General features: G+C 33.2%; 14 protein-coding genes. 3 read left to right on the top strand and 11 right to left on the bottom strand.

Going from position 1 to position 11,907, the window contains the following annotated elements; genetic code table 11:
- Nucleotides 1-46: 46 nt before the first annotated feature.
- Both H8R22_RS04710 and H8R22_RS04705 read left to right on the top strand, forming a co-directional pair.
- Nucleotides 47-247, top strand: coding sequence for a dodecin family protein (locus H8R22_RS04710; RefSeq protein ID WP_187008694.1), 201 nt, complete (start codon nucleotides 47-49; stop codon nucleotides 245-247).
- A gap of 147 nt (nucleotides 248-394) precedes the next feature.
- Nucleotides 395-1,225 carry a mechanosensitive ion channel family protein gene (locus H8R22_RS04705; protein ID WP_187008695.1) on the top strand — a complete coding sequence of 277 codons (831 nt, stop codon included), beginning with the start codon at nucleotides 395-397 and terminating at the stop codon, nucleotides 1,223-1,225.
- A 3-nt stretch (nucleotides 1,226-1,228) separates the two neighbouring features.
- Here the strand turns inward: H8R22_RS04705 and tsaB are convergent, their stop codons facing one another.
- From tsaB to H8R22_RS04690, 3 genes are read right to left on the bottom strand one after another with little or no spacing between them, the layout of a single operon-like run.
- Nucleotides 1,229-1,897: a tRNA (adenosine(37)-N6)-threonylcarbamoyltransferase complex dimerization subunit type 1 TsaB gene (gene tsaB / locus H8R22_RS04700; protein ID WP_187008696.1), complete on the bottom strand. Its 669-nt coding sequence runs from the start codon at nucleotides 1,895-1,897 to the stop codon at nucleotides 1,229-1,231.
- Between the two features lie 46 nt (nucleotides 1,898-1,943).
- The gene (locus H8R22_RS04695) at nucleotides 1,944-3,233 is read right to left on the bottom strand and encodes an efflux RND transporter periplasmic adaptor subunit (protein WP_187008697.1); all 1,290 of its coding nucleotides are present in this window, start codon (nucleotides 3,231-3,233) and stop codon (nucleotides 1,944-1,946) included.
- A gap of 6 nt (nucleotides 3,234-3,239) precedes the next feature.
- Nucleotides 3,240-4,676, bottom strand: a complete 1,437-nt coding sequence (locus H8R22_RS04690; RefSeq protein WP_187008698.1) for a TolC family protein — start codon at nucleotides 4,674-4,676, stop codon at nucleotides 3,240-3,242.
- 630 nt (nucleotides 4,677-5,306) lie between these two features.
- On the opposite strand from H8R22_RS04690, the gene H8R22_RS04685 reads away from it, so the two are divergent.
- A complete protein-coding gene (locus H8R22_RS04685) occupies nucleotides 5,307-6,710 on the top strand; it encodes a DUF4403 family protein (protein WP_187008699.1) in 1,404 nt (467 codons plus the stop codon).
- 4 nt (nucleotides 6,711-6,714) lie between these two features.
- Here the strand turns inward: H8R22_RS04685 and H8R22_RS04680 are convergent, their stop codons facing one another.
- The 8 genes from H8R22_RS04680 to cyoE all read right to left on the bottom strand — a co-directional run bounded on the left by H8R22_RS04680 (nucleotide 6,715) and on the right by cyoE (nucleotide 11,835).
- Nucleotides 6,715-6,984: a hypothetical protein gene (locus H8R22_RS04680; RefSeq protein ID WP_225875974.1), complete on the bottom strand. Its 270-nt coding sequence runs from the start codon at nucleotides 6,982-6,984 to the stop codon at nucleotides 6,715-6,717.
- Nucleotides 6,977-7,516, bottom strand: a complete 540-nt coding sequence (locus tag H8R22_RS04675) for a DUF420 domain-containing protein (RefSeq protein WP_187008700.1) — start codon at nucleotides 7,514-7,516, stop codon at nucleotides 6,977-6,979. The genes H8R22_RS04680 and H8R22_RS04675 overlap by 8 nt, the downstream gene beginning before the upstream one ends.
- A gap of 4 nt (nucleotides 7,517-7,520) precedes the next feature.
- Nucleotides 7,521-8,207, bottom strand: coding sequence for an SCO family protein (locus H8R22_RS04670; RefSeq protein ID WP_187008701.1), 687 nt, complete (start codon nucleotides 8,205-8,207; stop codon nucleotides 7,521-7,523).
- Between the two features lie 9 nt (nucleotides 8,208-8,216).
- Nucleotides 8,217-8,858 (bottom strand): hypothetical protein, encoded by a 642-nt coding sequence (locus H8R22_RS04665; RefSeq protein WP_187008702.1) that lies wholly within the window; start codon nucleotides 8,856-8,858, stop codon nucleotides 8,217-8,219.
- An 86-nt stretch (nucleotides 8,859-8,944) separates the two neighbouring features.
- Nucleotides 8,945-9,301 carry a cytochrome C oxidase subunit IV family protein gene (locus H8R22_RS04660; RefSeq protein WP_187008703.1) on the bottom strand — a complete coding sequence of 119 codons (357 nt, stop codon included), beginning with the start codon at nucleotides 9,299-9,301 and terminating at the stop codon, nucleotides 8,945-8,947.
- 18 nt (nucleotides 9,302-9,319) lie between these two features.
- Nucleotides 9,320-10,300, bottom strand: a complete 981-nt coding sequence (locus tag H8R22_RS04655) for a cytochrome c oxidase subunit 3 (RefSeq protein WP_187008704.1) — start codon at nucleotides 10,298-10,300, stop codon at nucleotides 9,320-9,322.
- A gap of 42 nt (nucleotides 10,301-10,342) precedes the next feature.
- Entirely contained in the window at nucleotides 10,343-10,930 is a 588-nt protein-coding gene (locus H8R22_RS04650; RefSeq protein ID WP_187008705.1) for a cytochrome c oxidase subunit 3, read from the bottom strand.
- A 2-nt stretch (nucleotides 10,931-10,932) separates the two neighbouring features.
- A complete protein-coding gene (gene cyoE / locus H8R22_RS04645) occupies nucleotides 10,933-11,835 on the bottom strand; it encodes a heme o synthase (protein ID WP_187009579.1) in 903 nt (300 codons plus the stop codon).
- Between the last annotated feature and the right edge of the window lie 72 nt (nucleotides 11,836-11,907).

The raw sequence follows: 11,907 nt of genomic DNA, 5'->3' as shown, positions 1-11,907 counted from the left end.
TCAAAAATAATCACTAACTTTAAGTTTAACTTTAAAATTAGAAATTATGTCAGTATTAAAAGTTATTGAATTACTAGCTAGTTCAACTGTTAGTTGGGAAGATGCAGCTCATAAAGCCATTGCCAAAGCTTCTAAATCGGTTAAAAACATAAAATCGGTTTACATTAAAGACCAAAGTGCCGCCGTAACTAATGGCGCTATTTCTGAATACAGAGCCACTCTTAAAGTAACATTCGAACTAGATTAGCTCTGTTTAAAGTAGTAAAAGCGTTTTACGCGAAGCGCTTTTACTATTTATAAAAAGGAAAAATTAATTCAAACAGTAGAATAATTACTACTTTTGTTTTTGAAACCAAGACCTACTTTAAGAGTAGGTTTTTTTTATTAACAAAAAATGACAATAAACCCCAATTATATTACAGATTACACTGAGAATCTAATTAAAATAATCATTGACTATTCCCCAAAAATTATCTCAGCATTTCTGATTCTTTTTCTAGGACTCTATTTCATTAGATTAATCAACAGATTAATTAGAAGAATTATGGTCAGGAGAAACTTAGATCCTACATTATCAAAATTCCTTGCAGACATTTTACTTTGGGTCTTACGAGTTTTACTATTTGTCACATTTATTTCTAAATTAGGTATAGAAACATCTTCATTTGTGGCTATTCTGGGAGCAATGGGGCTAGCAGTAGGGCTATCATTACAAGGATCATTATCTAATTTTGCAGGAGGAATGCTGATAATTTTATTCAAACCTTTTAGAGTAGGTGATTTGATCGAAGCACAAGGGATTATCGCAACAGTTAACGAAATACAAATTTTTGTAACAAAGCTAACCACAGCAAACAACCAGACCGTTTTTATTCCTAATGGCGTACTTTCTAACGGCACAATAACAAACTATTCGATGGAGCAATATCGACGAGCAGACTTTGTGTTTTCTATTTCTTATGATGCTAATATCAAACAAGCCAAAGACATTATTACAGCAATTTTAGAGAACAATCCTAAAGTACTACAAACTCCTAAAGCGGAAGTTTTTGTAAAAAACCTAACAGATAGTGCCATCCAACTTGCGGTAAGGCCATGGGCTAAAAATGAAGACTTTGGTAGTGTTTTTACTCAAACTTTAGAGGACTGTAAGAATGCTTTTGACGAAGCAGGCATCGCCATTCAGCCTTATGTAAAAGAAATGTCCAGAAACGATTCAGAATAACCACTATTTCTTAGCAGTGGTAATCATAAAATCTTTAAGGTAGTAAGGTTCAAAATAAGCGACATCTACTGTGTCGCTTATTTTGAACTTCTCATAACTAAGCAAACTCATTTGATTTGCTGATGGGTATTTAATATCTTCTAAGAAGATAAAATTATCTTTAGAAAGAGTTGATTTACATTTTTCAGCACAATCTCCCACGAAGTATAAATCTTCCTGAAAATCCTTAAACGAATCTTCTGTTATAACTTCTGCTTGGACTTCTCTTCTACTATCTAAATTAGGTGTAAAAAGTGCACTATATACTTCCATTCTTCTTGCATCTAACATAGGTACTAGTAATCCAGAAGTTATCGTTGCCTGAGCAGCAAGTACCTTAAGTGTATCTACTGCTATTAATGGTATTCCCAGTGCATAACACAATCCTTTTGCAGCAGAAACTCCAATTCGCAATCCTGTGTAAGAACCTGGACCTTGACTAACTGCAACCGCGACTAAATGAGAATAAGAAATTGCCGCCTCCTTTAGACTTTGTTCTATAAAAACATGCAAACGTTCAGCGTGAGAATAGCCTTCCTCAGCGATTTCATTACAAACAATAGTTTTACCGTCTTTAGCGATTGAAACTGAGCAATTTTTAGTAGCCGTTTCAATGTTGAGTATATAATTCAAGGTATAGTAAATTTAAGATCTAAAATTAGAGTTCAAAAGTAACTATTTATTTTTTATCCTTATCTGTTTTTAGGCTCACTTTATCACCAGAGTTCAAGTCTTTACTTACAGTTGTATAAGGACCCGTAATCACAACATCTCCTTTTTGTAAACCACTAATAACTTCAATATTTGCATCGTCTTGAATACCTGTTTTAACTACGCGAATTTTAGCTTTATCTCCAACCTTAACAAACACACATTCAAACTTTTTATCGCTCTTAGGCATCATTTTTTTTTCATCCTCGGTAGGAATCATTTTAACACTTTTGCTAGATGCAGTATCTGATTTTACTACAACAGAACTAATAGGAACTGCTAAAATATTTTTCTTAGTTTTTGTAATAATATCTACCGTAGCTGTCATACCAGGTCTAAAAGGAGAATAAGTTACTGGTTTTCCAACTAAAAGATCTTCGTAAGACTCTTTTACAATTCTTACCTTCACTTTAAAATTAGTTACTTGATCAGCAGTCAACGCACTACTAGCTGAGTTAGAAATACTTGTCACCATACCTCTAAACTGCTTTTTTAGGTAAGCATCAACTTCTACATTTGCTAAGTCACCCACTTTTATTTTAACAATATCATTTTCGTTTACATCTACTTCAACTTCCATATTGTTCAAGTTAGCCACTCTCAATATTTCAGTACCAGTCATTTGTTGTGTTCCCAAAACTCTTTCACCTAATTCAACATTAAGCATCGATATTGTACCATCTGCTGGAGCATAGATAATGGTACGCCCAAGGTTGTCTTTTGCTTCATTTACGGATGCAGACGCACTTTGAACATTAAAATAAGCAGATTGTTTGCTGGCCTTGGCCACATCAAATGATGCCACTGCCTTATCCCAATCAGATTTTGATATTATTCCTTTTTCAAACAATGATTTATTTCTATCATAACTTGACTTAGCTTCCTTGTACTGTGCATCAGCTTGAGTAAGACCAGCTTTAGATCCAGATAACCCAGCAATTGTACGATTTAAACTTGAAGTATATAAATCCGGATTTATTTTAACTAATAAGTCTCCTTTTTTAACTACTTGGCCTTCTTTTACAGGTAATGCAATGATTTCTCCTGAAACCATCGATGAAATTTTAACTTCTATCTCGGGCTGAATTTTTCCCGTTGCCGAAACCGTTTCTACAATAGTTGAAGTATTGACTTGTGCTGTTTCTATCTCAATCCCTTGATCTTTTTTTCCAATAACTCCTGCCTTAGAAAGGCCGATTAAAGAACCAATAACTACGATAGTTCCACCAATGATAATATAAATTGTTTTTTTTGTCATGATAACTTAATTTTTGATAATTGGAATTCCAAAATAAAACTCTACAATTTTTATTTTAAAAATGTAGTCGTATTTCGTTCTTAAAACTTCTGACTGGGCTGTTGCTAATAGTGTTTGAGACTGACTCAAATCAAATGCATTCATTAACCCAACGTCAAATCGCTCTTTAGCATAATTGTAAGATTCTTGTCTAGACTCTAATGCTACAAGTGACGATTCGTATGATTTCAAAGCTCCTTTAGCATCTGCAAAGGCCGTATATACATTTCTTTGCAAGTCTAAGCTTTGTTGTTCCAATGCTATTTTTGATCTTTCAAAAGCTACTTTAGATCGATCCACATTATTACGAGCGGCAAACCCATTAAAAATTGGTACACTTAACTGAATACCAAAAGACTGACCTTTATTAGAGTTAAATTGATCAAAAAACGGTGCGGGATTACCCAACACGCGAGAGAAATTAGGACTAAGTACATTTTGATTCGTTCCTTCAACAAAGCCCACAACAGATGTAGGATTGGCAGCATTAGGCACCACCCCTGTTACCCTATCACTATAGGCTACCCTTGAGTTAAAACTATAAAATCCTTGTAACGTTGGCTGATAGCCTCCTCTAGCAATGGCAACATTCTTCTCGGCTATTTCCAGATTGGTTTGTGCTATCTTAAGCTCAGTTCTGCCATCTTTAGCTTTTGCATAAATACTTGTAGGTGTTTCTAACAAAATATTATTTTCATCTTTAGCGTCAGTGTCATCTACAATATCAAAATTCTCAAAATCCTCCAGTTGTAGTAATTGTGCTAAACTAAGTCTTGAAATTAACAATAGATTTTCAGCATTAATTACTCTCTGATTGTCTGAAGCTAAAGTTGCTTTAACGTCAAACAAATCACCTTTAGGTAGTGTTCCTGCATTTACTAATTCTTGAGAACGTGTTAATTGTTTCTCATCAATACTTAACTGTTCTTGTTGAACTTTTAAATTTTCTTTATTAAATAATACTTGTAAAAAGGCATTAGCAACATTTAGTGCAATATCTTCTTGCATCTTTAGCAATTGATATTTTGCTGCAACTATAGATAGATTTGCTCTTCTTAAAGTATTCTGATTTTGCAGACCTCTGTAAATATCTACACCTACAGTAGCTCCCGCAGAGGTAAATTGCGTAGTTTGATTTTGCAACAAACCTGTGGTAATATCTTGGTTCAAACCGATATTCCACGAATGAGACGCATTTGCGTTCAAAGAAGGAAGGAAATTACCGTAAGCTCCTTTTTTATCGATTAATGCAGTTTTACCATCTAGTTCTGTTTGTTTAATAGAGATATTGTTCTCTACCGCATAATTGACACATTCTTGCAAAGTCCATTTCTTTGCCTGGGCTTGCAATGACAAGCTACAGGAAAAAAGAAACGCTAAGGGCACCCAAGTGGTTTTTTTCATAAGTTTATAATGGAAGTGTGGAAAAGCACCACACAAATTTAACATTTATCTCGTAATTATAATTTTTTAAAAATTTCTATAAACGTATCAATGAAACAGCAATGCTTTACAACATCTATAGCGACAAAATATTTTGATCATACTAAAATACCTCGACAACAAATTATGGAACAAAGATCGCATCTACTTATAAAATCAATTGATATCAAAAAAGGTTTGCAAACTAATTTCACCTACTAATTGACTATGTACCTTAAAAAAATTTATTACTACTATTGCAACAAAAAGAGTTTCATTCCATATTAAAATAGATATACCTATCCATAAGACATCAGTGTAGCCTAATTGTTACACTCCTAGCGAAAAAATATTATTAAAATTAAACACCTACCCCTGTTCAAACCCCCAAAAAACAAGCTGGAAATTCTTCACAGGAGAGATTAGCCAATAAATAGATGATCTGATGAACATAATAAAATTAACTTATTAAGTAAAACTAATCGCTCATAATCGTAAGTCGGCATAATTTAAAAAAAAAAAGCAGCAAAAATTTTTTGATACAACTCAAAAAATGTAATTAGGAAAGGATAGATGTAATAAAACAATTACTTTTGTTAAAAAACAAATATAATGTTACGCCACCTTATATCTATTATCTTTATCTCAACACTAATTTTAGGATGTTCTACTGGACAAAAATTAGCAACGCTAAAACCAGAGCCAGACGATGCTTCCCCATTAGTTTACAGTAACACACCCTCGTTTATAAACTTACCTATTAGCGTGAAATTAAAAGACATTGAAAACAAGGCTAATTTCTATTTAAATGGGGTAATCTATGAAGACAATATAATTGAGGACGATAATATCGAAATGAAAATTTGGAAATTAGCACCTATCACAATTACAAATGAAAATGCAATCGGATCAGAAAAAATAAAGACAGTTTTACCTTTGAAAGCTGTCATCAAATATAGAATAGGAACAAGAGCAATGGGAGTTGATATGTACAACACTCAAGAATTTACATTAAATGGAATGGTTACACTTAGTAGCTCGGTTAATCTAAATAACTGGAGACTAAAAACTAAAACAGAGTTAATTTCACTAGATTGGACCGAAAGCCCAACAATGACTATAATGGGTAAAAATATGCCCGTAACCTACCTTGTAAATCCTGGAATCAAAGTATTCAAAGCAAAAATTGAAAAATCAATAGATGAGGCGATTGAAAAATCAATGGATTTTAAACCAAATCTTTTAGCAGCTTTGGAACAAATATGTGCACCTTTGAAAATTAACGAGGACTACGAAAGCTGGTTGCGAATCATTCCACTAGAAATATATTCGACAGCAGCACATTTAGAAAAAGACTCATTTATGCTACAAATGGGAATGAAATGTTACATGGAAACCTTAATTGGTCAAGAACCTATCACAAAATTTGATGCATCAAAAATAATTTTAAAACCTGTTAGAGTTATTCCGAAAGAGGTGAGCGCTAATATAGTTGCCGTGTCCACTTATTCAGATGCCTCCAAAATCATAAAAAAGAATTTCATAGGAGAAGAATTTGCCTCAGGAAACAAGAAGGTAAAAGTACAAGATGTTAAAATTTGGCACAAGGACGGAAAAATGGTTATTGCTCTAGATCTTTTAGGATCTTTGAACGGGACAATCTATTTGGCAGGATTTCCTAAATATGATCAAATCAAAAAGGAAATATACTTTGATCAATTGCAATATGTTCTAGACACAAAAAGTAAGTTAATGAAAACGGCAAATTGGCTAGCACAAGGGATTGTTCTAAAAAAAATACAAGAAAACTGTCGCTATTCTATTCAACCGAATTTAGAGGAAGGTAATAAAACTATGCTAGGATATTTAAAAAACTATTCTCCGATGGCAGGAGTGTTTGTAAATGGGAAAATAGATGACATTACTTTTAAAAAAATAGAACTCACTAACAATGCTATTCTCGCTTTTTTATCCATAAAAGGAAAGATCAATATTAATGTAAATGGCTTAAATTAGAAGATTACTGCACCTTCTTTTTTCTCATTCTATAAACAGCGTATCCAATCAAAGCAACCAATACGTAGGGAATAACCATTAGATATACAATTCCATCGTTAACAGCTTCTGCTTGCACTTTATTAGCGTCACCACCTAACGCTGCTCTACACATAGCACATTGCGCACTTACTAACGTTGTAGAAAAAAACAACAATATATAAGCTGCAATTTTAATGGCATTACTATTTACAATAGCATTCAAAACCTTAGTATTTAGTGTAGATTTAAACATAATAAGGGGAAATCATTAAATATACCACGACACCAGTAACGGCAACGTACAACCAGATAGGAAAGGTAATTTTGGCAATCTTTTTATGTTGATCAAATAATTGAGATAGCGCTCTAACATAAGTAATCAAAACTAAAGGAATAATGATTACTGATAAAACAATATGTGTAAACAATATAAAGTAATAGACATACATAACGATTCCTTCTCCTCCAAATTTTGTACTATCTGAAGTCATATGATAAGCGACATACATCGCTAAGAATGCAACAGAACAAGCAATTGCAGATTTCATTAAATTTTCATGCAAGGCACGATTACCTTTTTTTATAGCTATTACCGCACTAACTAAAAAAACAGCCGTAAGTGCATTTATAGAGGCATAGATAGGAGGCAAAAAAGTGAGAGGCTCTACAGCAAATCCCATTTTTTTAAGATTAACACTAAAAAGCAACACAACTACAATTGGTATTGCTACAGATAAAAGAATTATCCAGTTTTTATATTTTAATTTTGAGGCTTGATTTTCCATTTATTTATTCTTCTAATAAAATACTAATATCTTGCTGAATGTTGCGCACTCCAACTTTATCTAATCCATCGTAATACAAAATAGGATTTCCAAACTCATCCTTACGACATCTAATGTTTCCGTTCTTATCAATTAACGCAAACAAACCAGAATGCTCGAAACCACCATTAACCTGACTCGTTTCACCCGCATATAGATTAAATCCTTTGTTAGATAAGTCAAAGATATTTTGTCTATCACCCGTAAGAAAGTTCCAATTTGAAGAGGTAACTCCTAAAAATGCAGCATGCTCTTTTAAAACAGCTGGAGTATCATGCAAAGGATCGATGCTAATAGATACGATACCAAAGTTAGGATTTCCAAAAAACTTCTTTTCAATTATCAACATACTCTGATTCATTTTAGGACAGATAGTGGGGCAGTTCGTAAAAAAGAATTCAAGAACATAAACCTTGCCTTTGTAAGTCTCATTTGAAACCTTGACATTGTTTTGATTAGTAAGTTCAAATTTAGGAGCTGGTCCAATTTCAACTAATTTACCTTCAGCTTGAGCAACCGTACTAACTTTATCTAAGCGGTCTCCTTTAACCACATCACCTTGCTGTACTCTATCTATAATTTTAGGGATAGCATAAATTCCAAAAACAAGAATTATAAATGAAATACCTATATATGATTTATTTTTAAACATAATAATGGATTAAAGTTGCTTCGTTGCATTTTTGTTTTTCTTTAAAGCTGCACGGTATTCATAAAGGATGATTTTAAAATCATCAATCATTTCATTACTTAACTCTGAGGGGTGAAAAGTATCATATCCTTCTTTATACTCCTTCACTTCTTTCCTACCACGCAAATTCCTAGCTTTATCTACTATGTAAACCATAGAGGTACCCACTTTACTATCTAGACTACCTTTTAGCTTTAAAGTTTTATAGTAGGATTCTATTTCTTGAGGAGTCGCGAATACAAAATGCCATTGTGATACATCAGTAAACTCATCTAAGGCATCTAAGATCGTTGCAATGTCCTTTTCCGTTCCTAGTGGACAAACCATAACAAACTGCAAATCTTTGAAGGTATGGTATCGTTGGTATACTTTTTCATTAAGATTAAAAAGATTCCCTCTATTTTTTATAATGTCAGCACCTCCAAAACCAAGAATTGTTATTTTACCATTTAAGGTCACCTCTTCACCATGGAGTGATTCCCATTGTCCCAAATCAGGAACTGAAGGTGAGACCACTGGTAATGTTGTAAAACCATTTACTCCTGATGCGAAGAAAAGGTAAGCAACAATTGGAAGGATAAAAAGCACAAAAAGAACTATATTTTTTTTCATTAGTACGCTAACTATTTTTGATACAAAAATAAAATAAAAAAGGGCATCCGCCGCGACGGATACCCTTTTTTTGAATTAATATAATGTTAAAAATTCCATTTAATTGTAGAATCTTTAAAAACCCCATAAATATAATGTCCTTCTGTTAAAAGAATAAAAAGGATATACAGAATCAAAAACACAAGCGGAATAACAACCGCTGATTGCAAACTTGATTTCTCTCCTTCCATGTGCATGAAAGACCAAACTATATAATACGCTTTAAAAACAGTAAGCGCATAAAATATCCAGTTTAGCAAGCTCATTCCTAAAAAATGAGTGAAGTGCAAAAAATCAGGTTTTAAAATACCTAAAATAACTTCTACGATTGTTACAGCTGATAATATCCCAAAAACTTTCCAGATACCGCTAACGTTTGATTCATATTGGTGACCGTGTGACATAATAATAACTTTTAAAAATTAAACTAGATAGAAAACCGTAAATACGAAAACCCATACTAGATCGACAAAGTGCCAATACAGACCTACTTTCTCTACCATCTCGTAACTTCTTCTTTTCTCATATGTTCCGATAAGAACGTTGAAGAAAATAATTATATTGATGATTACACCAGATAATACGTGGAATCCGTGGAAACCTGTAATAAAGAAAAAGAAATCAGCAAACAATTTGCTACCATATTCATTTCTTGTCAAGTTTGCCCCTTCAACAACATAATGTGCTTGACTTAATCTAAATTCAGAATCTGCTCTAGAAAGAATCGTTTTTTGTTTCTCAGCAGTGATAACCTCTGTTCTGATCAAAAGATCCGGATGAGCTTTAAAACCAGCTTGTACTTCAGCCACTGTGTAAGAAGGCAATGAACCTTCTTCCATAAACCATTTCCCTTTATTTCTTGTCAATTGTTCTCTTTCTCCAGGTAAAGTAGCTGCGAATTCTGCAAGAGCAACACGCTTACCGTCTTTATCAACAAACTGAAGTAAACTACCTCCTTTTGTCTCAATTGCACCATACTCACCCTTGATAAAATTTTTCCATTCCCAAGCTTGTGAACCAACAAAGATTCCACCACCTATGATGGTTAAAAACATGTAGAGAACTACTTTGTCTTTTTTCATTTGATGACCTGCATCAACAGCCAAAACCATTGTCACAGATGAAAAAATCAAAATAAAAGTCATCAATGCTACGTAATACATCGGAGCAGATACTCCATGCATAAATGGAAAGTGTGTAAACACTTCATCGGCCAAAGGCCACGTTTCAATAAATTTAAATCTAGAAAAACCGTAAGCTGCTAAAAATCCAGAGAACGTTAAGGCATCTGATACGATAAAAAACCACATCATTAATTTACCATAACTTGCTCCCATTGGCTGATTGTCGCCGCCTCCCCAAGTTTTTTCTTCACTATTTGCAGTAGTAACTGTCGCTTCCATAAAAGTTATTCGTTAAAAAGTTCCCAAATTTACGTTTTTTTCTTATTTAAAGAAATATAAAAATACAATTAAATAAATCCATAAGAAATCTAAAAAGTGCCAATACATTGCACCTAGTTCTATACCAAGAGTTTGACTCGAATTGTATTTTTGTTTAAAATGATTATAAATTATAATTAACAGTGAAATCAATCCACCTGCCAGGTGCATTAAGTGCACAATCGTTACAATATACAAAAATGTTGTCGTTATTGAACTCTCACTTCCTGTAAAATAATAACCATTTTCTACTATTTGTCCAAACCCAACAAACTGCAGAATAACAAATAAAATCCCCAATGCTAGCGTTGATAAAAGCAGTATTGTAGTAGCAGCCTGCTTATCCTTTTTGATCGCCAATTTAGCTAAATGAAATGTAACACTACATCCAATTATCGCAACTGTACTAAAATAAAATGCCGTTGGCAATTCAAAGTTGCTCAACCAATCTACTCGAGACCTACTTACCACAAATGCACTCGTAAGTCCGGCAAACATCATGGTCATACTGACCATAGCAAACAACAAAATCAACTTATATGATCTCGCTGTTCTTAATTTATGCTCATCTGTTGTCATTGTAACTTCCATAACTATCTTAAAAATTTATCAAATATGTAAATTAATTGTAATAAAGTGATGTATAGAACACTCACTAACATTAAAGTTCTTGCAGCCTTTGTTGTCCTCAGTTTATACAACTGACCTGCATAAAATAGCATCCAAACCCCTAATAAAAACACTAAAACTCCTGCAATAGGCGATATAAATAGCTTACCTGTATAACCAAGCGTTGGCAACAAAGAAGCGATTACTAACCAAACAGTATATAATATGACCTGCAAAGCAGTTCCTTTATCCTTTTTACCTGTTGGCAACATAAAGAAACCGGCTTTCTCATAATCGTCGTATAAAAACCATCCAATTGCCCAAAAATGCGGAAATTGCCAAAAAAACTGAATCAAAAACAAAGTTCCTGCTTCTATACCAAATCCTCCAGTAGCTGCAACCCATCCCAACATAAACGGTATTGCTCCTGGAAAAGCACCTACAAAAACAGACAATGAAGTCATTGTTTTTAATGGCGTATAAACACTTGTATATAAAAATATAGAGATCGCCCCAAACATTGCTGTTTTAGGATTAATCATGTATAACAATGCTAAACCAACTATAGTTAAAAAACTTGCAACGATCAATGCTACAGTTGTTGACATCCTGCCAGAAGGTACCGGTCTGTTTTTAGTACGATCCATTAAACGATCTAAATCTTTCTCTATTACTTGATTAAAAGCATTAGAAGCACCAACCATACAGTATCCACCTATTGTCAACATAAGTAAAACTGACCACTGAAAAGGATAATCTTGATCAAAACCTAAAAGATAACCTGCAATAGAAGAAAATAAGACACTAATAGCCAAACCTGCCTTAGTGATTTCTTTAAAATCTAAAAAGATTCCTTTCAAGGAAAAAGTATTTGCTGAAGTATTCAATTCAGATTTCATTATAGGTTATAAAACTGCTGCAAAGGTACAAATTAGATAGCGATTTTATAATGAAGAAAT

The organism is Flavobacterium kayseriense (genome assembly GCF_014305095.1).
Classification (GTDB): Bacteria; Bacteroidota; Bacteroidia; order Flavobacteriales; family Flavobacteriaceae; genus Flavobacterium; species Flavobacterium kayseriense.
Note: the sequence above shows the minus strand (reverse complement) of the source record. Positions and strands in the feature narration are given on the sequence as shown.

What these genes read in the sequence shown, in the direction of transcription:
- H8R22_RS04685 (WP_187008699.1), top strand. Translation starts at nt 5,307, where the DNA reads ATGTTACGCCACCTTATATCTATTATCTTTATCTCAACACTAATTTTA.
- H8R22_RS04680 (WP_225875974.1), bottom strand. Translation starts at nt 6,984, where the DNA reads ATGTTTAAATCTACACTAAATACTAAGGTTTTGAATGCTATTGTAAAT.
- H8R22_RS04710 (WP_187008694.1), top strand. Translation starts at nt 47, where the DNA reads ATGTCAGTATTAAAAGTTATTGAATTACTAGCTAGTTCAACTGTTAGT.
- H8R22_RS04650 (WP_187008705.1), bottom strand. Translation starts at nt 10,930, where the DNA reads ATGGAAGTTACAATGACAACAGATGAGCATAAATTAAGAACAGCGAGA.
- H8R22_RS04705 (WP_187008695.1), top strand. Translation starts at nt 395, where the DNA reads ATGACAATAAACCCCAATTATATTACAGATTACACTGAGAATCTAATT.
- H8R22_RS04660 (WP_187008703.1), bottom strand. Translation starts at nt 9,301, where the DNA reads ATGTCACACGGTCACCAATATGAATCAAACGTTAGCGGTATCTGGAAA.
- H8R22_RS04655 (WP_187008704.1), bottom strand. Translation starts at nt 10,300, where the DNA reads ATGGAAGCGACAGTTACTACTGCAAATAGTGAAGAAAAAACTTGGGGA.
- H8R22_RS04665 (WP_187008702.1), bottom strand. Translation starts at nt 8,858, where the DNA reads ATGAAAAAAAATATAGTTCTTTTTGTGCTTTTTATCCTTCCAATTGTT.
- H8R22_RS04695 (WP_187008697.1), bottom strand. Translation starts at nt 3,233, where the DNA reads ATGACAAAAAAAACAATTTATATTATCATTGGTGGAACTATCGTAGTT.
- H8R22_RS04690 (WP_187008698.1), bottom strand. Translation starts at nt 4,676, where the DNA reads ATGAAAAAAACCACTTGGGTGCCCTTAGCGTTTCTTTTTTCCTGTAGC.
- H8R22_RS04670 (WP_187008701.1), bottom strand. Translation starts at nt 8,207, where the DNA reads ATGTTTAAAAATAAATCATATATAGGTATTTCATTTATAATTCTTGTT.
- H8R22_RS04675 (WP_187008700.1), bottom strand. Translation starts at nt 7,516, where the DNA reads ATGGAAAATCAAGCCTCAAAATTAAAATATAAAAACTGGATAATTCTT.